General features: G+C 70.5%; 25 protein-coding genes and 1 pseudogene. 9 read left to right on the top strand and 17 right to left on the bottom strand.

Annotated elements, in window-relative coordinates; translation table 11 throughout:
• Positions 1–37: 37 nt before the first annotated feature.
• Complete coding sequence (pdxH, locus tag IPK81_21900) at positions 38–634, bottom strand: pyridoxamine 5'-phosphate oxidase (protein ID QQS12138.1); 597 nt, start codon at positions 632–634, stop codon at positions 38–40.
• 189 nt (positions 635–823) lie between these two features.
• Here pdxH and fabI point away from each other — a divergent pair, with 189 nt between their 5' ends.
• The 4 genes from fabI to IPK81_21880 are packed head-to-tail and all read left to right on the top strand — an operon-like array spanning position 824 to position 3,894.
• Positions 824–1,657 (top strand): enoyl-ACP reductase FabI, encoded by an 834-nt coding sequence (gene fabI, locus IPK81_21895; GenBank protein ID QQS12137.1) that lies wholly within the window; start codon positions 824–826, stop codon positions 1,655–1,657.
• A gap of 7 nt (positions 1,658–1,664) precedes the next feature.
• Positions 1,665–2,735 carry a chorismate synthase gene (gene aroC, locus IPK81_21890; GenBank protein QQS12136.1) on the top strand — a complete coding sequence of 357 codons (1,071 nt, stop codon included), beginning with the start codon at positions 1,665–1,667 and terminating at the stop codon, positions 2,733–2,735.
• Between the two features lie 10 nt (positions 2,736–2,745).
• Positions 2,746–3,273 carry a hypothetical protein gene (locus tag IPK81_21885; protein ID QQS12135.1) on the top strand — a complete coding sequence of 176 codons (528 nt, stop codon included), beginning with the start codon at positions 2,746–2,748 and terminating at the stop codon, positions 3,271–3,273.
• 48 nt (positions 3,274–3,321) lie between these two features.
• Positions 3,322–3,894 (top strand): peroxidase-related enzyme, encoded by a 573-nt coding sequence (locus IPK81_21880; GenBank protein ID QQS12134.1) that lies wholly within the window; start codon positions 3,322–3,324, stop codon positions 3,892–3,894.
• Positions 3,895–3,908: 14 nt separating this feature from the next.
• On the opposite strand, the gene IPK81_21875 is transcribed toward IPK81_21880, so the two are convergent.
• The 9 genes from IPK81_21875 to lepB all read right to left on the bottom strand — a co-directional run bounded on the left by IPK81_21875 (position 3,909) and on the right by lepB (position 12,875).
• A complete protein-coding gene (locus tag IPK81_21875; GenBank protein ID QQS12133.1) occupies positions 3,909–5,507 on the bottom strand; it encodes a GMC family oxidoreductase N-terminal domain-containing protein in 1,599 nt (532 codons plus the stop codon).
• A 32-nt stretch (positions 5,508–5,539) separates the two neighbouring features.
• Positions 5,540–6,517, bottom strand: a complete 978-nt coding sequence (locus tag IPK81_21870) for a branched-chain amino acid ABC transporter permease (GenBank protein ID QQS12132.1) — start codon at positions 6,515–6,517, stop codon at positions 5,540–5,542.
• Positions 6,514–7,383, bottom strand: a complete 870-nt coding sequence (locus tag IPK81_21865) for a branched-chain amino acid ABC transporter permease (protein QQS12131.1) — start codon at positions 7,381–7,383, stop codon at positions 6,514–6,516. Before IPK81_21865 ends, IPK81_21870 begins: the two co-directional genes overlap by 4 nt.
• A gap of 14 nt (positions 7,384–7,397) precedes the next feature.
• A complete protein-coding gene (locus IPK81_21860) occupies positions 7,398–8,102 on the bottom strand; it encodes an ABC transporter ATP-binding protein (protein QQS12130.1) in 705 nt (234 codons plus the stop codon).
• 44 nt (positions 8,103–8,146) lie between these two features.
• The gene (locus tag IPK81_21855) at positions 8,147–8,899 is read right to left on the bottom strand and encodes an ABC transporter ATP-binding protein (GenBank protein QQS12129.1); all 753 of its coding nucleotides are present in this window, start codon (positions 8,897–8,899) and stop codon (positions 8,147–8,149) included.
• Positions 8,900–8,987: 88 nt separating this feature from the next.
• Positions 8,988–10,301 carry an ABC transporter substrate-binding protein gene (locus IPK81_21850; GenBank protein QQS12128.1) on the bottom strand — a complete coding sequence of 438 codons (1,314 nt, stop codon included), beginning with the start codon at positions 10,299–10,301 and terminating at the stop codon, positions 8,988–8,990.
• Positions 10,302–10,405: 104 nt separating this feature from the next.
• A complete protein-coding gene (gene era / locus IPK81_21845) occupies positions 10,406–11,344 on the bottom strand; it encodes a GTPase Era (GenBank protein ID QQS12127.1) in 939 nt (312 codons plus the stop codon).
• Positions 11,341–12,057: a ribonuclease III gene (gene rnc / locus IPK81_21840; protein QQS12126.1), complete on the bottom strand. Its 717-nt coding sequence runs from the start codon at positions 12,055–12,057 to the stop codon at positions 11,341–11,343. Before rnc ends, era begins: the two co-directional genes overlap by 4 nt.
• Positions 12,054–12,875 carry a signal peptidase I gene (gene lepB, locus IPK81_21835; protein QQS12125.1) on the bottom strand — a complete coding sequence of 274 codons (822 nt, stop codon included), beginning with the start codon at positions 12,873–12,875 and terminating at the stop codon, positions 12,054–12,056. The genes rnc and lepB overlap by 4 nt, the downstream gene beginning before the upstream one ends.
• A 246-nt stretch (positions 12,876–13,121) precedes the next feature.
• Here lepB and IPK81_21830 point away from each other — a divergent pair, with 246 nt between their 5' ends.
• Complete coding sequence (locus IPK81_21830) at positions 13,122–14,036, top strand: hypothetical protein (protein ID QQS12124.1); 915 nt, start codon at positions 13,122–13,124, stop codon at positions 14,034–14,036.
• Here the strand turns inward: IPK81_21830 and IPK81_21825 are convergent.
• The 6 genes and pseudogenes from IPK81_21825 to folK form a co-directional block, all read right to left on the bottom strand.
• Positions 14,033–14,464: a holo-ACP synthase gene (locus tag IPK81_21825; GenBank protein QQS12123.1), complete on the bottom strand. Its 432-nt coding sequence runs from the start codon at positions 14,462–14,464 to the stop codon at positions 14,033–14,035. The two genes, IPK81_21830 and IPK81_21825, sit on opposite strands and share 4 nt — an antisense overlap.
• A gap of 31 nt (positions 14,465–14,495) precedes the next feature.
• The gene (locus IPK81_21820) at positions 14,496–15,347 is read right to left on the bottom strand and encodes an SMP-30/gluconolactonase/LRE family protein (protein QQS12122.1); all 852 of its coding nucleotides are present in this window, start codon (positions 15,345–15,347) and stop codon (positions 14,496–14,498) included.
• A 69-nt stretch (positions 15,348–15,416) separates the two neighbouring features.
• The gene (locus IPK81_21815) at positions 15,417–16,160 is read right to left on the bottom strand and encodes a pyridoxine 5'-phosphate synthase (protein ID QQS12121.1); all 744 of its coding nucleotides are present in this window, start codon (positions 16,158–16,160) and stop codon (positions 15,417–15,419) included.
• A gap of 118 nt (positions 16,161–16,278) precedes the next feature.
• Positions 16,279–18,446 (bottom strand): annotated as a pseudogene (locus IPK81_21810) (bifunctional (p)ppGpp synthetase/guanosine-3',5'-bis(diphosphate) 3'-pyrophosphohydrolase).
• A gap of 167 nt (positions 18,447–18,613) precedes the next feature.
• Positions 18,614–18,979: a DNA-directed RNA polymerase subunit omega gene (locus tag IPK81_21805; protein QQS12120.1), complete on the bottom strand. Its 366-nt coding sequence runs from the start codon at positions 18,977–18,979 to the stop codon at positions 18,614–18,616.
• Positions 18,980–19,047: 68 nt separating this feature from the next.
• Positions 19,048–19,596, bottom strand: coding sequence for a 2-amino-4-hydroxy-6-hydroxymethyldihydropteridine diphosphokinase (folK, locus tag IPK81_21800; GenBank protein ID QQS12119.1), 549 nt, complete (start codon positions 19,594–19,596; stop codon positions 19,048–19,050).
• A gap of 132 nt (positions 19,597–19,728) precedes the next feature.
• Here folK and IPK81_21795 point away from each other — a divergent pair, with 132 nt between their 5' ends.
• The 4 genes from IPK81_21795 (at position 19,729) to IPK81_21780 (ending at position 22,999) form a co-directional block, all read left to right on the top strand.
• Complete coding sequence (locus tag IPK81_21795; GenBank protein ID QQS12118.1) at positions 19,729–20,340, top strand: NYN domain-containing protein; 612 nt, start codon at positions 19,729–19,731, stop codon at positions 20,338–20,340.
• Positions 20,341–20,446: 106 nt separating this feature from the next.
• Entirely contained in the window at positions 20,447–21,115 is a 669-nt protein-coding gene (locus IPK81_21790; GenBank protein QQS12117.1) for a uracil-DNA glycosylase, read from the top strand.
• Between the two features lie 9 nt (positions 21,116–21,124).
• The gene (locus IPK81_21785; protein ID QQS12116.1) at positions 21,125–21,718 is read left to right on the top strand and encodes a hypothetical protein; all 594 of its coding nucleotides are present in this window, start codon (positions 21,125–21,127) and stop codon (positions 21,716–21,718) included.
• Positions 21,719–21,751: 33 nt separating this feature from the next.
• Positions 21,752–22,999: a DUF2207 domain-containing protein gene (locus IPK81_21780; protein QQS12115.1), complete on the top strand. Its 1,248-nt coding sequence runs from the start codon at positions 21,752–21,754 to the stop codon at positions 22,997–22,999.
• 8 nt (positions 23,000–23,007) lie between these two features.
• Here the strand turns inward: IPK81_21780 and IPK81_21775 are convergent, their stop codons facing one another.
• A complete protein-coding gene (locus tag IPK81_21775; protein ID QQS12114.1) occupies positions 23,008–23,493 on the bottom strand; it encodes a glutathione peroxidase in 486 nt (161 codons plus the stop codon).
• Between the last annotated feature and the right edge of the window lie 19 nt (positions 23,494–23,512).

The raw sequence follows: 23,512 nt of genomic DNA, 5'->3' as shown, positions 1-23,512 counted from the left end.
CGCGGCCGGACGGGGACGATCCGAGGCACGGGGCCCGCTACGGATACAGCTTCTCGGTCGACCATGCCGTCGACGACGTGCCGGCGCGCGTGAACACCACGCGGTCGTGCAGACGGAACGGCATGTCGCGCCAGAACTCGATCGACCGCGGCCGCACCCGGAAGCCCGACCAGAACGGCGGCCGCGGAACGGCGCCGAAGCCGAACTTCGCCGTGTACTCCGCCACGCGCTTCTCCAGCGCGAAGCGGCTCTCCAACGGCCGCGACTGCGCCGACGCCCAGGCGCCGATCTGGCTGCCTCGGGCGCGGGTCGCGAAATAGGCGTCCGCCTCCGCGTCGCTTGTGGGTTCGACAGGGCCTTCGACGCGGACCTGGCGGCGCAGGGACTTCCAATGGAACAGCAGCGCGGCCGAGGGGTGGGCGAGGAGCTGCGTTCCCTTGCGGCTCTCATGGTTCGTGTAGAACACGAATCCGTCGGCGTCCCAGCCCTTCAACAGGACCATGCGCAGCGACGGCATACCGTCGGCGCCGACGCTGGCGACCGCCACCGCGTTGGCGTCGTTCGGCTCGCTCCTCTCCGCCTCGGCGAACCATGCGGCGAATGTCTCGAAAGGGTCGTCCGTCGGAGCGCTCATGGACCGCAATATGGCCGCGCAGCCGTTCCGGGACCAGCGGCCGATTGTCCCTGTTGGTGGCCGAGCGTCGTGGTCGGCGCCCTTGCGGGGGGATCGACGCGCGGGTACAAGCACGACAACCCTTTGAAAACGCGCCGCAATCCGTCCAACGGAACCGTCCGGCGCGGCCAACCCGACTGCGAGGTCCGCATGTCCGCCCCGTCCCCGCTCATGGCCGGCAAGAGAGGCCTGATCATGGGCGTCGCCAACGACCGCTCGATCGCCTGGGGCATCGCGCAGGCCGCGCACGCGCACGGCGCGGAGCTGTGCTTCACCTTCCAGGGCGAGGCGCTGGAGAAGCGCGTCCGGCCACTGGCGTCGGGCATCGGCTGCGACTTCGTCCTGCCGTGCGACGTCACCGACGCCGCCAGCATGGACGCGGTGTTCGCGGCGGTCGAGAAACGCTGGGGCGGCCTCGATTTCGTGGTCCACGCCATCGCGTTCTCGAACAAGGACGAGCTCAAGGGCAAGTACCTCGACACCTCGCCGGAGAACTTCGCGCTGACCATGAACGTCAGCTGCTACTCCTTCACGGCCATCGCTCGGCGCGCGGTGCCGCTGATGAAGGCGGGCGGCGCGATGGTGACGCTGACCTACTACGGCGCCGAGCGGGTGATGCCGCACTACAACGTCATGGGCGTCGCCAAGGCCGCGCTGGAGGCGAGCGTGCGCTATCTCGCGGCCGATCTCGGCGACCAGAACATCCGCGTCAACGCGATCTCGGCCGGCCCGATCAAGACGCTGGCGGCCTCCGGCATCGGCGACTTCCGCTACATCCTGAAATGGAACGAGCTGAACGCGCCGCTCAAGCGCAACGTCACGACCGAGGAGGTCGGCAACGCCGGCCTCTTCCTGCTGTCGGATCTCGGCTCGGGCGTGACCGGCGAAGTGATGCATGTCGACGCCGGCTACCACACCGTCGGCATGATCAAGACGTCGTCGGCGAAGCAGCTCTCCGAGCTGCTCGCCAATTTCGACGACTGATCCGCGCATGGCGGGCAACACCTTCGGCCACCTCTTCCGCTTCACCAGCTGGGGCGAGAGCCACGGCCCGGCGATCGGCTGCGTGGTCGACGGCGCGCCGCCGCGTCTTCCCTTGGCCGAGGCCGACATCCAGGTGTGGCTCGACAAGCGCCGGCCCGGCACGTCGCGCTTCGTGACCCAGCGGCAGGAGCCGGACGCCGTCAGGATCCTCTCGGGCGTCTTCGAAGGCGTGACGACCGGCACGCCGATCTCGCTCGTGATCGAGAACGTCGACCAGCGCTCGAAGGACTACGGCGAGATCAAGGACCAGTACCGGCCGGGGCACGCCGACTACGCCTACGACGCGAAGTACGGCATCCGCGACTACCGCGGCGGCGGCCGGCAATCGGCGCGCGAGACGGCGGTGCGCGTCGCCGCCGGCGCGATCGCCCGCAAAATCCTCGGAGACGGCGTCGCGATCCGTGGCGCCGTCGTGCAGATCGGCGCGCACAAGATCGACCGCGCGTCGTGGGATTGGGCGGCGACCGCCGACAACCCCTTCTGGTGCCCCGACCGGCAGGCGGCGCAGCGCTGGGAGGGCTATCTCGACGAGGTGCGCAAGTCCGGCTCGTCCTGCGGCGCGGTGATCGAGCTGGTCGCCGAAGGGGTGCCGCCGGGGCTGGGCGCGCCGATCTACGACAAGCTGGATTCCGACATCGCCCGGGCGCTGATGAGCGTCAACGCCGTCAAGGGCGTGGAGATCGGCGACGGCTTCGCGGCGGCGGCGCTGTCGGGCGAGGAGAACGCCGACGAGATGCGCATGCGCGACGGCAAGGTCGCTTTCCTCGCCAACCACGCCGGCGGCATCCTCGGCGGCATCTCGACCGGCCAGGCGATCATCGCGCGCTTCGCGGTGAAGCCGACCAGCTCGATCCTCACGCCGCGCCGGAGCGTCGACCGCTTCGGCAACGATGTCGAGGTGCGCACGAAGGGCCGCCACGATCCCTGCGTCGGCATCCGCGCCGTGCCGGTGGGCGAGGCGATGGTCGCGTGCGTGCTGGCCGACCATTTCCTGCGCCAGCGCGCGCAGTGCGGCTAGGCCGCCGCCGATGGCCAAAGCGAAGCGTCTCGAAGTCCGCTACAGCGGACCGTTCCATCTGTCGGTCGCGGCGATCGGCATCGGCATGGCCGCCGTCACGGGGGTCTGGATGCTCGCGCACCACGAGGCGGCGATCGGCGCCGGCGGCGCGTCCGACGGGCGCATCCTGTGGGTGGGCCTGTGCGCGGCCGCCCTGCTCTACTACGCGGCGCTGTCGATCCTGAAGCTGCGCAACCGCGCGCCGCAGTTCGTGGTCGACCGCGACGGCCTTTGGGTCGGCGTCGGCCGCGACGTGCTGATCCCGTGGTCGTCGATCGAGTGGATCCGCATGCGCGGCATCCGGCCGACGCTGCAGATAGGCGTCGGGCCCGAGAGCCTCATGAAGCTGCGCGTATCGATGTGGAACCTGGACGACCAGCTCACCTCGATCCCCGGCGCTGGCGCCGCGTTCGCCATCCGCGGCGGCGGCCTCGACGTGCCGATGCGCGAGCTGGCGGACGCGATCTCCGCCTGGAAGCCGGCGCTGCCGCGCCGGTGACCACCCTTCGACCCGCGCGGATCCATCCCAACCTCCGAGGATAGAGCGATGCCCCAGCCCGACCATCTCTGGAAACTCGACATCGACGTCCCCGAGCCCGCCGAGGAGGACCTCAGGAAGTACTGGGCGAAGTGCGTGGAGAAGCTCGGGATGGTGCCCAACGTCATCCGCGCCGTGTCCAGCAACCCGAAGAAGGCGCGCGCCTTCATCGGCATGTACAACGAGCTGATGCTGGGCGAGTCGGGCCTGTCGAAGCTCGAGCGCGAGATGATCGCCGTCGTCGTTTCATCGGCCAACCGCTGCTACTACTGCCTCGTGGCCCACGGCCAGGCGGTGCGCCAGTACTCCGGCGATCCGCAGCTCGGCGAGATGATGGTGCTGAACTACCGCGTCGCGGAGCTGCCCGCGCGTCAGCGCGCCATGCTGGATTTCGCGTGGAAGCTGACGGCGACGCCGTTCGACGTGCTCGACGCCGACCGCGGCGCGCTGCGCCAGGCGGGATTCACCGAACGGGACATCTACGACATCTGCGACGTCGTGGCGTTCTTCAACATGTCGAACCGCATGGCGCACGGCACCGAGATGATCCCCAACGCCGAGTACCACGCGCTCAGCCGCTGAGACGCGCCGCCGCCTCAGCGCGACTCCGCGAGGACCAGGTCGGCCGCCTTCTCGCCGATCATCATGCAGGCCGCGTTGGTGTTGCCCGAGACGAGCGTAGGCATGATGGAGGCGTCGGCGATCCGCAGCCCGGCGACGCCGTGGACCCGCAGGCGCGCGTCGACCACGGCCATCGGATCGCCGCCCATGCGGCACGTGCCGACGGGATGGTACGCCGAGGTGCCCTGACGGCGGGCGTAGTCGAGCAGCGCGGCGTCGTCGGCCGAGTCAGGTGGCGGCAGCCGTTCCTCCGCGACGAACGTCTTCAACGGCGCCGTGCGCGCGATGCGCCGCACCATCTTGAGCCCTTCCACGACAACGCGCCGGTCGTGCTCGTCCGCCAGATAGTTCGCGATCATCGATGGGCGCACAGAGGGATCGGCCGACTTGATCCGCAGCCGGCCGGCGCTGCGCGGCCGGGACTGGTTCATCAGGATCGTGAAGCCCGGGAACGGGTCGGGGCCACGGTCGAGGCGGTCGCTCGACCACGGGAAGAAATGCAGCTGCACGTCGGGGTCGGCGGCCTCCGGCATCACCTTGGCGAAGGCGCCGACATGGCCGGCGCTGATCGTCAAAGGGCCGCGCCGGAACAGCGCGTAGCGGAGCGCGGCGCCGACCCTTCCGGCGAAGGACCCCAGCTCGTCGTTGACCGTGACCGCGGCGTTGGCGCGGTAGGCGGAACGCACGCCCCAATGGTCCTGGAGGTTCTCGCCGACGCCCGGCGCGTCCCGCACCACGTCGACGCCATGCTCCCGCAGCAGCGCGGCCGGTCCGACGCCCGAGAGCTGCATCAGCCACGGCGTGTTGATCGCGCCGGCGCACAGCACGACCTCGCGCCGCGCCAGCGCCGTCGCGGCCGGGCCGCCGCCGCGACGGTAGCGCACGCCCGTGGCGCGGCCGTCCGCGATCTCGACGCGCTCGACGAGGACGCCGGTCTCGACGCGGCAGTTCGGACGCTTCTCCGCCGCCGCGACGTAGGCCCGCGCGGTCGAGCTGCGCCGCGCGTTCCGGGTCGTCAGGTGGTAGTAGCCGACGCCCTCCTGCGCCGATCCGTTGAAGTCGTCGTTGCGCGGCAGTCCCGCCGCCATGCCGCCGGCGATGAACGCCTCCGACAGCGCGTTGCGGTAGGTGATCTCGCCGACCCCGACGGGCCCCCCGGCGCCGTGCAGCCCGCCCTCCCCCGCGGGGTGGTCCTCGAGCCGGCGGAAATACGGCAGACAGTCCTGGAACGACCATCCCGCGTTGCCGAGCTGCCGCCAGTGGTCGTAGTCCGAGGCGACGCCCCGGATGTAGACCATGCCGTTGATCGAGCTCGATCCGCCGAGGACCTTGCCGCGCGGCCAGTAGATCCGGCGGCCGCCGACATGGGGTTCGGCGTCGGTCGAGAACTTCCAGTTCACGGCGGGATCGAGGAAGGTCTTCGCGAAGCCCAGCGGCACGTGGATCCACGGGTTGCGGTCGCGCGGTCCCGCCTCCAGCAGCAGCACCCGGTGGCCGGCCTCGGCGAGCCGGGCCGTGACCGGCCCGCCGGCCGATCCGGCGCCGACCACGATGAAGTCGTAGTCGCCGTCCACCGCGGCGCCTCCCGGTCCCGGTCCCGCGGGACCTAGCCCTTGCTGGCGGCGGGCTTAAGCCGCGCCAACACGCTGCCCAGGATGCCCTTGGGCAGGAAGATGATGAACACCACCAGCAGCACGCCGTAGACGACGTTGTCCCAGCCCACCGCCTTGGTGCCGAAGCCGATGCGCAGGCCCTCGGTCAGGAGGATGGTGATCACGGCGCCGGCCGTCGGTCCGAACGAGACGAACAGCCCGCCCACCACCACGGCGAACACCATCTGCAGCGACACGCCGATGCCGCTCACCGTGTCGGGCGAGATGAACATCTGGTACTGGCAGTACATCGCGCCCGCGAACGCCGTCATCATCGCGCTCAGCACGGTGATCTTCAGCTTCTCGACCGGCACGTGCACGCCGGCCGCCGCCGCCGCGTCCTCGTCGTCCGCGATCGCCTCGAGGGCGTAGCGCGTCATGCTGCGGTCGACGAGGTGCCAGATGACCAGCCCGAGCGCCCACACCGCCAGCGCGATCAGGAACCAGGTCGCCTTGTCGTTGAACTGCAGCGCCCACAGCGAGCTGCCGCCCTCGACGCGCTTGGGCGTGTAGCCGAGCGAGCCGCCGGTGAGGTCGCGGGTCGCGGTCACGACCTGGAGGACGATCCCCGACAGCGCCAGCGTGACGAGCGCGAAATAGTGCCCGGTGATGCGCGAGCGGAAGCACGGATAGCCGACCGCCACCGCCAGCGCGCCGGCCGCCAGCAGCGACAGCGGTATGCCGAGCCACGGCGACACGCCGTGGTTCCACAGCAGCGCGGTGACGTAGGCGCCGACGCCCATGAAGCCGCCGTGCCCCAGCGAGACCAGCCCGAACCGGCCCATCATCGCCCACGAGGTGTACGCGAACGACCAGATCAGGATGAGGATGAGGATGTGCAGCGGATACTGGTACCCGAGGCCGACGAAGACGAACGGCAGCGCGATCAGGACGGCCGCGGCGCCCGCGATCCAGGGGAGCTTGGGGCTCATTTGCGCCTCGCCAGAAGGCCCTCGGGCCGCAGGAACATCATGACGATGAAGAACACGAAGGCGAACACGTAGCCCCATTCGAGGTCGAGGTAGAGGCCGCCGACGGAGATGATCTCCGCGAAGATGAACGCCGCCACGAACCCGCCGATGAAGTTCCCGAGGCCGCCGAGCACGCAGATCAGGAACGTGATCGGCCCGAACGACAGACCGACGAAGGGATGCACGTCGTACTGCAGCACCAGCAGGCAGGCCGCCAGCCCGGCCAGGCCGCCGCCCAGCGCCGAGGTGACGACGTAGATCCGCCGGCTGTCGACGCCCATCAGGGTCATGATCTGGCGGTCCTGGGCGATCGCGCGGATCGCGGTGCCGGTGTAGGTGCGCGTCAGGAACAGGTAGACCAGCGTCATGCCGACCAGCGCGGCCGTGAACGACAGCAGCCGCGGCAGGCTGATGAACAGGCCCGACACCTCCATCGGCGGCATGCGGATGCCGAGGTTCCGGAAGTCGATGCCGAACGCGACGGTGGCAACGCTCTGGAGGAAGAACAGCACGCCGCCGGTCGCCAGGAGCTGGTTGATCGGCTCCGCCCCCAGGAGCGGCGATATCACGAAATGGTGCAGCGCCGCGCCCATCGCGGCGACGCCGACGATGCAGATCGCGGCGGCGGCGAAGTACTGCACCCCGTAGACGGAGTTCAGGTAGTACATGCCGTACATGCCGATCATGACGAGCTCGGCGTAGCAGATCCACACCACGTCGATGACGCCGAAGATCAGGTTCAGGCCCAGCGACAGCAGCGCCAGCAGGCCGCCGAGCAGGATGCCGTTGACCAGGGCCTCGAGCAGGTAGATGTCGAAGAAATCCATCGTGGCGCTCCCGGTCACACGCCCAGATAGGCTTCGCGGATAGACTCGTCGGCCAGAAGGTCGGCCGACGCGCCCGACGCGCGGATGGCGCCGGTCTCGAGCAGATAGGCCCGGTCGACCACGCGCAGCACCTGCTGGATGTTCTGCTCGACGATCAGCACGGTGAGGCCGCCGGAGCGGATCCGCCTCACGAGCTCGAACACCTGCTGCACGATCACCGGCGCCAGCCCCGCCGACGGCTCGTCGAGCAGCAGCAGCTTCGGTTCGGACATCAGCGCGCGGCCGATCGCGCACATCTGCTGCTCGCCGCCCGACATCGTGCCGGCCATCTGCAGGCGGCGTTCCTTCATGCGCGGGAACAGGTCGTAGACGAACTCCAGGCGGCGCGCGAATTTCGGCCGCGCCGAGGCGGGGAACGACCCCATCTTCAGGTTGTCCTCGACCGTCATGCGCGGGAACAGGCGCCGGCCCTCGGGCACGTGCGCGATCCCCAGCTCGACGATGCTGTGCGCCGGCGTGGCGACCAGGTCCACGCCCTCCATCGACAGCGAGCCGGCGGTCGGCCGGATCAACCCGGAGATCACGCGCATCAGCGTCGTCTTGCCGGCGCCGTTCGGGCCGATCACGCCGACGGCCTCGCCCGCCTTGACCTCGAGCGAGACCCCGAACAGCGCCTGGAAGCCGCCGTAGCCGGCGTTGACGGATTTCAGCTCGAGCATGCGCGGGACCGGGAGTGTCGGGATTGCGTGGGCATCGGCGCGGCTCAGGCGTTCGCCGCCGCGACCGCGTGCGCGGCGTCGGCATCGGTGCCGAGATAGACCTCGATCACGCGCGGATCGCGGGCCACGGCGGTCGGCAGGCCCTCGGCTATCTTCTCGCCGTGGTCCAGCACCATGACGCGGTCGACGACGCGCATCAGCACGCCCATGATGTGCTCGACCCAGATGATGGTGATGCCCAGCTCCTGGCGGATGTCGCGCAGCATCTGCGCCGCCTGGTCCATCTCGGTCTCGTCGAGGCCTCCGAGGCTCTCGTCGGCCAGCAGCAGCTTCGGCTCCGTCGCCAGCGCCTTGGCGAGCTCCAGCTTCTTGAGGCCGGCGGCGCCGAGGCCATCGACCGGCGCCCGCCGGTCCGTGGTCAGGCCGACCATGGTCAGGGCGCGCTCGGCGGATTCATAGGCCTTCGACCGCGAGGCGCCGCCCTGTCCGTAGTACCCCGCCAGCGCGACGTTCTCGAAGATGGTCAGTCGCTTGAACGGCCGCGGAATCTGGAAGGTGCGGCCGATGCCGCGGTTGATGATCCGGTGCGCCGCGACGCCGCCGATCTCGCGGCCGAGGAAACGTATCGATCCGGCCGTCGGCGGCAGCGTGCCGGACAGCATGTTGAAGATCGTGCTCTTGCCGGATCCGTTCGGGCCGATCAGCCCGAGGATCTCGCCCTGCTCGACCTTGAATGACACGTTGTTCACGGCCGTGAAGCCGCCGAAGCGCTTCACGAGTCCATCGACGATCAGCACTGTCGATCCACCCCGCCGGAGGCGTTCCCCTCGGGGAACCGGACGGGCCGGCCGGAAAGCCCCGGCCGGCCGCGAGCTCAGGCCGCGGTCACTTCGCCGCGTAGGGCGACGACGCGGGCAGCGGCAGCGTCGGGTCGCGGAGCTGCAGGCTCTTCGGCCACACGACATGCGCCTTGTCGTCGACGTACTGCACGATGACCGGGAACGCGCGCTCGTTCTGGCCGGCGATCGGCGAGCCCGCGCCCGCGAACTTCACGCCGAAGCCGAGCATCGTGCCGCCCTCGGGAAGGTCGACCTCGAGCGCCGCCTTGCGCAGCGCCTCGGCGTCGATGCCGCCGTGCTTCTTGATGGCGCGCGGCAGGACCTCCGTCATGAACACGTAGGTGTTGCTGGCGGCCATGCCGACATGGGCCGAGCGGATCGTGGTCCCCGGCTTGGCGGCGTCGTAGGCCTCGCCGACCATCTTGATCATCGGCGGCAGTCCGGCCGTGAGGGCCTTCTCGTTGGTCTGCCAGATCGAGATCGGGTCGACGTTGAAGAAGTAGTTGACGTCCTTGCCCAGGGATTCCTTGAGCTTGTCGTACACGCCGTAGCCGGCGCCGTGGCCGACCAGCGCGCTGAACCGGAGGCCGCCCTCGCGCGCCTGGCGCAGGAACAGCGTGATGTCCGGGTTGTAGCCGGTGTGCAGGATCACGTCCGGCCGGGCGCGCTTCAGCTTCGTCACCAGCGCCGACAGGTCGGGCGCGGTCGCGGCGTAGCCCTCCTTGAGCACGACGTTGAGGCCGGCGGCCTTGGCGCCGAGCTCGTTGCCCTTGGAGACGTCGACGCCGTAGGCGCCGTCCTCGTGGATGATGGCGACGCGCAGGTCCTTCGGCTCCTTGCCGAACTTGGCCTTGCTGTTCTTGGCGATGAAGTCCGTCGACATCTGGCCGAACTGCTGGCCGCTGGGCTGGCTCCGGAACACGTATTTGAGGTTCCGGTTCTCCAGCACCGCCGAGGAGATGCAGGTCGTGATCCACATGAACTTCTTCAACTGCTCGACGCGCGCCGCGACGGGCACGCACTGCGCCGAGGAGAAGAAGCCGAGCACCATGTCGACCTTTTCCTGCTCGATCAGGCGGACGGCCTCGTTGATGGCGACATCGGGCTTGCTCTGGGCGTCGGCGTAGACGGCCTCGATCTTGTAGCCCTCGACGCCGCCCTGCTTGATGAAATGGTCGATCATGATCTTGCTGCCGAGCGCGTGCAGCTCGGACCCGCCACCGGCCAGCGGGCCGGTGTAGTCGTAGATCACGCCGATCTTGAGCTTCTTCTCCTGCGCCTGAGCGAGGCCGGCCGCGCCGAGCGCGAGCGCCGCGGCCGCGATCCCGAGCGCGCGCCTGGTCGATGTGCCGATGGTCATCTGGCGTTCTCCCCTCGTCCGTTGTCGTTTTCTTTGCGCGTTCCGTGCCCGCGGCATCACAAGGGGGGCGCCGCCGCTTGTCAAGGCCCGGCGGCGGGCGGCGATCAGGCGTCGAAATCCAGTCCCCAGTCGCGGTAGTGCGCGCGGTCCTCGTCCCAGTTCTCGCGCACCTTGACGGTGAGGAACAGGTGGACCGGCCGGCCGGCGACGGCCGCGAGCTCGCGCCGCGCCCGCGCGCCGATGGTCTTGATGCGCACGCCGCCCTTGCCCAGCGCGATCGGGCGCTGGCTCTCGCGGGCGACGTAGATCACGCATTCGACGCGCGCCGATCCGTCCTTGCGCTCGGTCCACTCCGTCGTCTCGACCGCGATCGCGTACGGCAGCTCGTCGTGCAGCTGCAGGAACGTCTGTTCGCGCACGATCTCCGCGGCCAGCGAACGCATCGGCATGTCGGTGAGCTGGTCCTCGGGATAGAGGAACGGCCCCTCGGGCACGGCGCCCGCGCACCACGCCGCGAAATCCTCGACGCCGTCCCCGGTCGTCGCCGACACCATGAACGTGCGGACGAAATCGTGCGCGGCGGCGATCTCCGCCGCCAGCGCCAGCAGCCGGTCGCGGCGCACGAGGTCGATCTTGTTGAGCACGACGATCGCCGGCGCGCGCGTGCCGCGCAGCCGCGCGACGATCGCGCGCGCGTCGTCGGTGAAGCCGCGCGCGGCGTCGACCAGCAGCGCCACGCCGTCGGCCTCCTCGGCGCCCTGCCAGGCCGCGCGCACCATCGCGCGCTCGAGGCGCCGGCCCTGCCGCTCGTGGATGCCGGGCGTGTCGACGAAGACGATCTGCGCCCGGCCGCCGCCGGGCAGGTCGCGCATGGCGATCCCGAGCACGCGCGTGCGCGTGGTCTGGACCTTGTGCGAGACGATCGACACCTTGCCGCCCACCAACGCGTTGAGCAGCGTCGACTTGCCCGCGTTCGGCGCGCCGACCAGCGCCACGAAGCCGGCCCGCGTCGGCCCGCCGGAACCGGTGGCGTCGGCGGTCATACGAGGGTCGCCAGCAGCGTCGCCGCCGCCGCGCGTTCGCTCTCGCGCTTGGAGCGGCCGACGCCGCGCGCGGGGGGATGGCCCGCCACCGACACCTCGATGACGAACGTCAGCGAATGCGGCGGGCCGTCGCGCGCGATCTCGCGGTAGACCGGCAGCGCCAGCCCGCGGGCCTGCGCCCACTCCTGGAGGTCGGTCTTGGGATCGCGCGGCGGCTCGGCGTCGCGGTCGACGAAGGCGGTCCAGTGGCGCTCGACGAAGGCGCGCGCCGGCTCCAGGCCGCCGTCGAGGTACATCGCGCCGATCACCGCCTCGCAGGCGTCGGCGAGGATCGCCGGTTTGGCGCGCCCGCCGGTCGCGGCCTCGGACTCGCCGATCACGAGATGGGCGCCCAGCCCGATCGCCTTGGCGACGTCGGCGAGACGCTCGGCCCGCACCAGCGACGCGTGGCGGCGCGCCACCTCGCCCTCGCTCTCGCGCGGGAAGCGGCGCATCAGCAGGTCGGCCACCACCAGCGCCAGCACGCGGTCGCCGAGGAATTCCAGGCGCTCGTTGCCGAAGGGCAGTTCGCCCGCCCGGCCGCCCTGGCGGCCGACGGCGCTGCGGTGGGTCAGCGCGGCGCGCAGCAGCGCCGGGTCGGCGAAGCGGTGGCCCAGCGCGGCCGCGAATTCCGCCGCCGGCGCCGGCGTGGAAGAGGCGGCCTTTCCGCTCACTTGATGGACATGCCGAAACGGCTCCACCGCTTCGGCGCCAGCAGGATGAAATCGACCACCTCGATCACGGTGTTCAGGATCATCACGCCGCCGCGCGCCAGCGGCGCCAGCAGCGGCACGTCGAAGGTCGGCATGGGGACCACCAGAAACGGCTGGTGGCGCTCGACCGACATGAAAACGATCTCGGCGCGCCCGACCAGATTGTCGATCGGTAGGAAGCCGACGCCCTTGCCGTCGAGGCCGACCCGGCTGTCGGCCGACGAGTCGCGGTTGTCGCCCATCACGAACAGATGTCCGGCCGGGACCGTGAAGTCGCGCGACGTGCTGCGGGCGTGTTCCTGGATCAGGTGGGTGAAGCCGTTCGGCAGGGTCTCGCGGTAGACGTCCTTGCGCGGCGGCCCGCTCTCTCCAGGGATCGGCGCGGTCTCCTTGACGCGCTCGACGCGCTTGCCATTGACGAACAGCTCGCCCTCGACCACGCGGATCGTGTCGCCCGGCAGGCCGATGATGCGTTTGATGTAGTCGGTGCGGTTGTCGCCCGGCCACTTGAAGACGGCGATGTCGCCGACCTTCGGGTCGCGCGCCATGATCCGGCCCTGGAACGGCGGAAGCGACAACGGGAAGGCGTGCCGGCTGTAGCCGTAGGCGTATTTCGAGACGAATAGATAGTCGCCGACCAGCAGGGTCGGCTCCATCGATCCGCTGGGGATATTGAACGGCTCGTAGGCGAATGTGCGCGCCGTTATGGCGATCAGCACGGCGTAGAAGACGGTCTTGACCGTCTCCCACCAGCCACCGGATTCCTGCTTGCGACTCATGGGCTTGGCGCGGTTCCCTACGGCCGGGCGGAAGCGCGCGCCGGGCATGGGCGGCGGCCGGCGCGGCGCGAAGGCGCGGGTATATCAACAATCCCCGACGGTGTCTTGCCGGAAACGGCGCAGATCCGGCCGCGCGGCCGCGCCGGAATGTCGGCATGAGCGATCTCTCATATCGACATCCGGCGCCCGATGGCGCATGTCCATATCGGAATTGGGGAAAGCGCGGGATTATCGAGGGGACGATCGATGGCGGGCGCCGGTCACGACTTCATGTTCATGTGGAGCCTCGCGTACAAGGCCTACACCAGCGTGTGCAAGGACGAATGGGTGCTCAAGAATTTCAGCCCGGCGCTGATGATCGCGATCAGCTGGGAGGAGACCCAGTTCAACAACATCCGCCAGACCCCGTTCAACCACACCGACTGGATGAAGCGCTGGACCGAGCTTGCGCCCGACGGCAAGACGAAGGTCGACCCCGTGACCCAGCAGGTGCCCGGCAACCACGCCATAGGCTACGTGCAGGCCGAACGCGACACCATCGACCGCTGGCTGGCGCTCAATCCCAAGATCTGCGTCGGCCTGCCGGGCTTCACCGAGGACCTGGTGTTTGTCGGCACCGACAAGGGGGTGACGGTGGAGCAGCGCCAGCGGCGCACGCGCTGGTGGCAGAACGTCGACGAGGCCATCCTCAAGGACGACGACGCCGGATTCAGCCTCGGTTGGCGGGCGTTCTCGCACATGCACACGATGAAAGCGGCGTCGACCAAGGCCGGCGCCCTGAAGAACTACGGCGGCAGCAACGCCGCCCGCGACGCCCCGGGCAAGGCGGTCGGACGCACGGCGCCGGAGATCATCCAGGGCTGGCTCGACACCGACGCCTGCATGCGCGCCATCGGCGGCATGCAGTCGTACCAGGCCGATCCGTCGGTCGCGATGGTGCCGGCGATGCGGATCGTGGCCGGGGCCTACTACTTCTCGCGCCCCGATGGCGACTTCGCGGGCGGATTCTGGGGCACGTCGCGCGACGACGCGCGCGCCACGTCGCGGGTGTTCGACAAGTACCTCAAGCGCGGCGCCAGCGACTCGTTCATCCCGTCGGACAAGATCGGCGCGCTGCGCGCGGACCTGAAGGCGAACGTCGGAATCGTCGAGAAGGCCTAGGGACCGGCGACCTCCGGCACTTCGACCGCCGGCGACGGCCGCGCCTCGATGACGACGAAGGCCTGCGCCAACGGGTAGTCGTCGGTGATCGTCAGATGGATCTCCGCCGTCGCGCCCGGCGGCGTCAACGCCGCGAGCCGCGCCAGCGCCCCGCCGGTCAACGCCATGGTCGGCTGTCCGCCCGGCTTGTTGACGACGCCCATGTCGCGCCAGTAGACGCCACGCCGCAGTCCGGTGCCGAGCGCTTTGGAGCACGCCTCCTTGGCGGCGAAGCGCTTGGCGTAGCTGGCGGCGCGCGTCGCGCGCCCCTCCGACCGGCGCCGCTCGATCTCCGTGAAGCAACGGTCGACGAAGCGCGCGCCGTGCCGCTCCAGCGTCGCCTCGATGCGGCGGATGTCGATCAGGTCGCTGCCGATGCCCAGGATCATGGCGCCGCTTCCGACCGGCCCGGACGGCGGCTCACGACAGCGCGACGCGCGCCGGCGCCAGCGCCAGACCGGGCGTGTCGACACGCGTGCGGAACACGGTGCCGCAATTCTCGCGCGGGCCGCCGCGCGAGCCGGTGACGACGTAGAGGTCGCGCAGATCGTCGCCCGCGAAGCACACGCTGGTCACCATCGACAGCGGCACGGCCAGGTCCATGCGGTGCGCGCCGTCGGCGCCATACACCGCGACGCGGCCGCCATGCGCGTCGGCCACCCAGACCGAGCCGTCGGCCGCGACCTTCAGCCCGTCCGGCACATGGTCCTCGCCGAGATCGGCGAAGACGCGCCACGGACCGACCGACCCGTCGGCGCCGACATCGTAGACGCGCACGATGTGGGCGCGCGCGTCGGAATGGTAGAGCCGGGTCCCGTCGGGCGAGACGCCGAGCCCGTTGGTCAGCATCACCCCGTCGGAGATCGTGCGCGCGCGGCCGTCGAGGTCGATGACGTGCAAGTGGCCGGGCTTGGGCGCCTCGCCGCCGAACACGCGGAACGCCAGCGAGCCGACGTACACGCGGCCGGCGCGGTCGGTCGTGAGGTCGTTGAAGCCGATGCCGCCGGGCGTGTCCGCGGCCGCCAGCAGCGTGCGGCCGGGGCCGCCGTCGAGCGGCGCGTGGACGACGTCGCGGCCGCCGAGCACGAGACCGCCGGCGGCGTGCAGCGCGATGCCGCCGACGCCGCGCCGCTTCGGCACCGCGAGCGAGACCTTGTCGGCGCGGTCCAGCAGGAACACGCCGCCGTTCATCACGTCGCTGAAATAGAGGCCGCGCGCCGGATCCCATACCGGCCCTTCGACCAGGCCGTAGCCGGTGGTCACTTCCCGCATCGTCGTTCCTCCGCGCCGCTTTCCGCCGGCATGCTAGCCAGCGCGCGCGCCCGGGTCGACCCCGCCGCGTCAGGCCTCGAGGCCGCGCGCCTTGTCCATCAAACGCCGCATCTCGCGGATGCTGGCGTCGAGGCCGACGAAGATCGCCTCGCCGATCAGGAAATGGCCGATGTTCAGCTCGACCACCTGCGGGATCGCCGCCACCGGCCCGACGTTGTCGTAGGCCAGACCGTGGCCCATGTGGCATTCCAGACCCATCGTCGCGCAGGCGGCGGCGGCGGCGCGCAGCCGCTCCAGCTCGGCCGCGCGCGCGGCGCCCTCCAGCTCGCAGTAGCGGCCGGTGTGCAGCTCGACCACCGGCGCGCCCAGCGACACCGCCGCCGCGAGCTGGCGCCGGTCGGGCTCGATGAACAGCGACACGCGGCAGCCGGCGTCGCGCAGCCGCGCCACCATCGGCTTCAGGTGGTCGTGCTGGCCGACGGCGTCGAGACCGCCCTCCGTCGTCCGCTCCTCGCGCTTCTCCGGCACGATGCAGGCGGCGTGCGGCCGGTGGCGCTCGGCGATCGCCACCATCTCCGCCGTCGCGGCCATCTCGAAATTCAGCGGCAGCGCGATCTCGGCCACGAGCCGCTCGATGTCGGCGTCGACGATGTGCCGGCGGTCCTCGCGCAGGTGCGCGGTGATGCCGTCGGCGCCGGCCGCCTCGGCCATGCGCGCCGCGCGCAGCGGATCGGGCAGTCGGCCGCCACGCGCGTTGCGCACGGTGGCGACGTGGTCGATGTTGATGCCCAGGCGGATGCGGCGCGCGTTCATGGCTGGTCCGTTGCTTTGCCGCGGGCGCGTGGACCGGCCGCGATCGGGCGCAGGATACGCCGGCCGCGGTCCCCGCGCGCCGCCGTATTTGTCCGCATTGTCGAAGGCGTCGCCGGCGTCAGGCCCGCGCGCGCTCGACCGCGTTGATCGCCGGGGTGGCGCGCAGCGCCGCCGTGATGTCGGCGAGGTGGCGCGCGTCGTCGACCTCGATGTCGAGCAGCATGTCGAAATAGTCCGACGAGCGGTTCAGGATCTTGAGGTTTGTGATGTTGCCCTGGTTGCGGGCGATCACGGTCGACAGGCTCGACAGCGTGCCGGGCCGGTTCTCGACCGTCAGCTTGAGACGGCCGACGTATTTTCCGCTCGGATCGGACGCGCCCTGCCAGCCGACGTCGATCCAGCGCTCGGGCTGGTGCGCCAGGCTCTCCAGCGTCTCGCAGTCGATGGTGTGGATCGTCACGCCCTTGCCGGTAGTGATGATGCCGACGATGCGATCGCCGGGCAGCGGATGACAGCAGCGCGCGAAATGCAGCGCCATGCCGGGGATCAGGCCGCGGATGGCGATGCTGGGGTCGTCGGCGGCGGCGCCCTCGCCGCCGTCGCGCAGCCGCGCGCGCGCGCGCGCCAGCGGCACGATCTCGGCGCTCTTCTGCTGCCGCGACCTCAGGCCCGGATAGACCGCGTGCAGCACGTCGCGCGCCGCCACCAGGCCGGCGCCGACCGCGGCGTTCAGATCCTCGATCGAGCCCTGCTTGAAGTTCGCCAGCACCTGGCCGAGGCCCTTCTCGGTCAGCGCCTCGCCGGCCTCGTCGAACGTCTTGTGCAGCAGCGACTTGCCGAGGCTGACGTACTGCTCGCGCTGCTTCGAGCGCACGAAACGGCGGATCGCGGCGCGCGCCTTGCCGGTGACGGCGAAGCGCTCCCAGGTCGGCGACGGCGTCTGCGCCTTCGACGTCACGATCTCGACCTGGTCGCCGTTCTGCAGCACGTGGCGCAGGGGCAGCAGGCGGCCGTTGACCTTGGCGCCGACGCAGGTGTCGCCGACCTGGGAGTGCACGGCGTAGGCGAAGTCGACCGGCGTCGCCCCGCGCGGCAGGTTGATCAGCTCGCCCTTGGGCGTGAAGCAGAACACCTGGTCCTGGAACATCTCGAGCTTGGTGTGCTCGAGGAACTCCTCCGGCCCCGAGGCCTTCTCGAGGATCTCCAGCAGGTCGCGCAGCCAGCGGTACTGGCGCCCGTCGGTGCCGTCGCCGCCCTCCTTGTACGCCCAGTGCGCCGCCGCGCCGCGCTCGGCGAGGTCGTGCATCTCGCGCGTGCGGATCTGGACCTCGATGCGGTGGTTGCGCGGCCCGTACACGCCGGTGTGCAGCGAGCGGTAGCCGTTGGGCTTGGCGACGGAGATGTAGTCCTTGAAGCGGTCCGGCACCGTCCGGTACTTGCCGTGCAGCACGCCGAGCGCGGCGTAGCACCTCGCCACGTCGTCGACCACGACGCGGAAGGCCATGATGTCGGAGAGCTGCTCGAACGAGACGTTCTTGCCGCGCATCTTGCGCCAGATCGAATAGGGCGTCTTCTCGCGGCCGGTGATCTCCGCGTCTATGCCGGCGTCGGCCAGCGCCCGGCGCAGTTCGTCGCAGATGTCGGGCACCAGCGTGCGGCCCTGGTCGCGCAGGAACTGCAGCCGGGTGACGACCGACTCGCGGCCCTCGGCGTTGAGCTCGGCGAAGGCCAGGTCCTCAAGCTGGTCGCGCAGGTTCTCCATGCCGATGCGCGAGGCCAGCGGCGCGTAGATGTCCATCGTCTCGCGCGCGATGCGGCGGCGCTTGTCGGCGTCCTTGATGAAGCGCAGCGTCAGCATGTTGTGCAGGCGGTCGGCCAGCTTGACGAGCAACACCCGGATGTCGTCCGACATCGCCAGGAACAGCTTGCGGAAATTCTCCGCGTGCTTGGTGTCGTCGGACTGGAGCTGCAGGCGCGACAGCTTGGTGACGCCGTCGACCAGCTTGGCGATGCGCGGCCCGAACAGCGACTCGATCTCGAGCAGCGTCGCGTCGGTGTCCTCGACCGTGTCGTGCAGGAGGCCGGTGACGATGGACTCCGATCGAGCCGCATGTCGGCGAGGATGCCGGCGACCTCGACGGGGTGCGAGAAATAGGGATCGCCCGAGGCCCGCCGCTGGGCGCCGTGTTTGCGCAAACCGTAGACGTACGCGCGGTTCAGCAGTTCCTCGTCCGCGTTCGGATCGTAGGATTTGACGCGCTCGACCAGTTCGAACTGCCGGATCATCGCGACCGCACCGCCCTCCGATGGAGACTATAACGCGCGTATCGGGCCGTCGTCATGTGGCGCCGTCATGGCGAAGGCGCCCGCCGCGGGGCTCGCGGCGGCGCGCGGACATGAAAAAGGCCGGTCGAACGATCGACCGGCCTTCGTCGGGGCGCCGCGCGGCGGCGCTACGGCTGGTCGGTGTCGTCGTAGTCGTCGGCCGGCAGCGGCCGCGGCTGGGCCGCCTCGGCGCCCTGCTGCGCCAGCGTGGCCGCGAGATGCTCCTCGAGCTCGAGCATCTCGTTGCCCTCCTCCGGCTGGTCGATATCGGCGTGCTTCTGGAGCCCGCTGATGATCGCCTCCTTGAGGACGGCGAGGTCGAGCTTCTTGTCGGCGATCTCGCGCAAGGAGACGACCGGGTTCTTGTCGCGGTCGCGGTCGACCAGCAGGGTCGAGCCGGCGGTGATGTCGCGCGCGCGCTGCGCCGCGAGCATCACGAGGTCGAAACGATTGGGGACCTGCACGATGCAGTCCTCGACGGTGACGCGCGCCATGGATGGCCTCCGGAAGGGGGTGGGCGGAGATACAAGCGTGGCGCGGAAAAAGCAAGCCGTTCCGGCGCTTATCGCGCGAGGCGTTCGATCCGCTGATCCGGCGGCAGCGCCGCGATCAGATCCACGATGGCGTCCCCGGTGCGGGGATGACGCCACGCCGGCACCAACTCGGCGAGCGGCAAAAGGACGAACGCCCGCAGATGCGATCGTGGATGAGGAATCGATATATTCTCATTATTTATCAATATATTATCGTAGTCTATCAGATCGATATCGATCCATCTGGCAGCGTTGCGCGCCTCCCGCACACGGCCGAACTCGGCTTCGACCCGGTGCAGCGCCGCGAGCGTCGCCTCGGGCCCCAGCCCGGTCGACACCTCGGCGACGGCGTTGACGTACCAAGGCTGGTCGGAGGCCGGCACGGGCGCCGACCGGTACCACGACGACCGCCTCCGGGTCCGCACGCCCAGGTAGGCCAGACGCCTCAACGCCGCGCCGAGAGTCCGGACCGGGTCGCCGAAGCGTGGGTGGCGGAGGTTCGCGCCTAGTCCGATATGGATCGCCAAGGGTGCCTCCGGAAGGCATCGCTGGTAGGCGGCGCCCGTCAAAAATTCCATATGTAGATGGTCTTGCCCTCCCGGCGGACCCGCCCTAGACTAAACAGGTAAATGTTAAGTGCAATTACTCGCGGACGTCCGGTCAACGGATGCCGTCTATTTTGGCCCCCTCTGGCATAAGGATAACGAAAAATGAAAAGCCATTTCTACAGTGAGGAGCGTATCGCGCTCTTCATTGATGGCGCGAACCTGTACTCGGCCGCCCGCGCCCTCGGCTTCGACATCGACTACCGCAAGCTGCTCAAGGTGTTCCGCGACCGCGGCCGGCTGGTGCGCGCCTACTACTACACGGCGCTGGTCGAGGACCAGGAGTACTCCCCGATCCGCCCGCTGATCGATTGGCTGGACTACAACGGGTACACCATGGTCACCAAGCCGACCAAGGAATTCACCGACGCCATGGGCCGCCGCAAGATCAAAGGCAACATGGACATCGAGCTGGCGATCGACGTGCTGGAGATGTCGGAGCACATCGACCACGCCGTGCTGTTCTCCGGCGACGGCGATTTCCGCCGTCTCGTCGAGGCGGTCCAGCGCCGCGGTCTGCGCGTCTCCGTCGTCAGCACGATCAAGTCGGCGCCGCCGATGGTCGCCGACGAGCTGCGCCGCCAGGCCGACGAGTTCGTGGAGCTGGCCGAGCTGGCGCCGCTGATCGCCCGGTCGCCCGCCGAGCGTCCGCAGCGTCCCGCGCCGGCGCCGCGCGACAGCGACCTCGACGACGACCAGATGGTGCGCTCGGCCTGAGACGCCGCGCGGACATCCTCGACACGAAGGGGGCCGTCGCGGCCCCCTTTCACGTTGGCGTCCGGCGGTCCGTGATACTCTCGGCCCGGTGCCCGATGGTTCCCCGATGACGCAGGCGTCCCCCGCTCCGACCTTCACGCCGCCGCCGCGCGACTGCGCGCGCTGTCCGCGGCTGGCCGGGTTCATCGGCGAACAGCGCGCGAAATTCCCTGACTGGCACAACGCGCCGGTGCCCTCGTTCGGCGCGCTGTCGTCGCGGCTGCTGATCGTCGGCCTGGCGCCGGGGCTGCGCGGCGCCAACCGCACCGGCCGGCCGTTCACCGGCGACTACGCCGGCGACCTGCTCTACGCCACGCTGCGCGAGTTCGGTCTGGCGCGCGGCGACTACGGCGCGCGGCCCGACGACGGCCTCGAATTGGTGGATTGCCGCATCGCCAACGCCGTGCGCTGCGTGCCGCCGGAGAACAAGCCGACGCCGGCGGAGTTCAACCAGTGCCGGCCGTTCCTGCGCGAGGAGATCGCCGCCATGCCCAACCTGCGCGTGGTCGTGGCGCTCGGACTGGGCGCGCACCAGCAGACGCTGCGCACCCTCGACGTCAAGCCGGTGTCGGCGTTCCCTTTCGGCCATGCCCGCATCCACGCCCTGCCGGACGGCAAGCTGCTGGCCGACAGCTACCATTGCTCGCGCTACAACACGAACACCGGCCGGTTGACGACGGAGATGTTCCGGGCGGTGTTCACGGGTGTCGTGGCGCGGCTGCGGGACGCGGGATAGGAGGTGGCGATGCGCCTTCTGGCCGACGGCCCGCTCCTGGACGCGGCGCGCGGACACTACCGGCAGCCGCACCGCTTCTACCATGACGTCCGGCACGTCGACGAGCTGATCGACCTCGCCGGCCGCCACACGCCCGATCTCGACGACGCCGAGCAGCTCGCGCTGCTGTTCCACGACGCCGTCTACGTGCCGGGCGCGCCCAAGGGCCAGAACGAGGCGCTGTCCACGACGCTGATGCGCGCCACCGCGTTCGCTCTTGCCGAGGACGGCGCGATCCCGGCGATCCCCGCCGCGACGCTCGAGGACGCCGCTGCGATCATCGTCGCGACCACGCACGCCGAGCCGCCACCGGACCGCGCCGCGCGGATCTGCGACCTCGATCTGTGGCGGCTGGCGGCGCCGTGGCGCGCGTTCCTCGCGCACGGCGAGGACATCCGCCGCGAGTACCGCTTCCTGCATGCCTCGGACGAGGCGTTCTGGACCGCGCGCCACGCGTTCTACCGGAGCATGCTGGACAAGCCCGCGCTGTTCGCGACCCGGCGGTTCCGCGACGGTTTCGAGCCCGCCGCGCGCGACAACCTGCGGCAGGCGCTGCTACTGTAGGGCCGCGCCGCGATCCGGCACGGGAGGCGACGGATGACCCCGGAGATGACGCCCCTGATCCTGCTCGCGGCGCTGGTCGCGATCGCGGCCATCGCGCTGGTGACGGCCGCGCCGCGGCCGCGGCCCGGCGGCGGCGGGCTGGTCGCGGCACCGCCGCCCGATCTGTCGCCCGCGATGGCGGCCTACGCGCTGGCGCGGCGATATCCGAAGCCGGCGCTGACGGCGGCGGTCGCCAACCTGGAGCGCCAGGGCTTCCTCCGCGCGACCGGGACCGGCGCCGCGGATTCGCCCTTCGCGATCAAGCGGACGCGCCGCACCGACACCCCGCCGCTCGAGGACGAGGCGGCGCTATACACCGCGCTGTTCGCGGACGGGCCCGAGCTCACGGTCGCGGCATCGGACGCCGCCGGGCGCCGCCGGCTCAAGCGCGCTCGCCAGGCGCACGAGCGGGCGCTGCGCGCGCGCTTCAACGCCACGTACCACCGCGGCTATCCCGCCGTGCGATGGGCGCTGCTCGCGACCGCCGGCGCCGGCGCGTGGATGGCGCTGTTCGGCGGCGCCGGCGGGCGGCGCTTCGACGGCGACGACGCCATCATCCTGTTCAGCGGCGTCGGCGCGTTCCTGCTCGCCCTGTTCGCCGGCGCGCAGACGCGTCTGCTGGCGCCCGACGGCGCCACCCCGGCGCGGCCGGTCGTGGCCGTCCTCCCGGTCGTCGGCATGGTCGGCGTCATGGCCGCGCTGCTCATCAACGGGCATGCGACCCCGTCGATCCTGCTCGTGGCGGCGATGGCGTTCATCGCCGGTTGCGGCCGCGCGTGGCTGCCGCGCCTCACCGACGAGGGACAGGCCGCCGTCGACGCCGCCGGCGGCATGCGCGCCTACATCGAGACCACCACGCCGCCGCCGGAGGAACTCGCCGCCGGCGCCGACGCCGCGCGCGGCCGCTTCGCGGCGCTGCGTCCCTACGCCACCGCGATGGGCGTCGGGCCGGCGTGGAGCGCGCACAACGCCGCCCTGCTCGCGGCGCTGGGAATCGCCGCCTTCGCCGCGACCCGTGGCCACGAACGCGACCACGGCGAGGGCGGATCGGGGTCCACCGACAGCTGGTCGGCGTTCGACGACCCCGGCGGCTTCGACGGCGTCCTCGACTCGGCGTTCTCCGACGCGCTCGACTCGGCCTCGTCGGACTCCGGTTCGAGCGACGGCAACAACGACAGCGGCGGCGGCGACAGCGACAGCGGCGGCGATAGTGGCGGCGGCAGCGACGGCGGTGGCGAGTAGGTCCGCCCTCAGCTCCTGGGCGCCGCGCGCACGGCCGCCACGATCTCGTCCGACATCGGCGCCACGCGGCTGGACCACGCGCCGGCGAGGCGGCCGGCGCCGTCGATCAGGTATTTGTGGAAGTTCCATTTCGGCGCGCCGCCCTCGCCCAGCTCGGCGGCGATCCAGCGGTAGAGCGGATGGGCGTCGGCGCCGATCACCTTCTGCTTGGCGGTCATCGGGAAGGTCACGCCGAAGCTGGTCTCGCAGAAGCTCTTGATGGCGCCCTCGTCGCCCGGCTCCTGGGCGCCGAAATCGTTCGACGGCACGCCGAGCACGACCACGCCGTCGGGCCCGCCCATCTTCGCGTGCAGCTCCTGCAGCCCGGCGTATTGCGGCGTGAACCCGCAGGCCGAGGCGACGTTGACCAGCAGCACCGGCCGGCCGGCGTAGTCCAGCAGCGGCAGCGGCGCGCCGTCGATCGAGCTGAAGGCGAAATCGTGGGCCGTCGTCATGGCCGGTCTCCTCCTTCGC

The sequence above is a fragment of the Rhodospirillales bacterium genome (assembly GCA_016699855.1).
Taxonomy (GTDB): Bacteria; Pseudomonadota; Alphaproteobacteria; order Reyranellales; family Reyranellaceae.
This window is presented reverse-complemented; position numbering and strand designations above follow the sequence as displayed.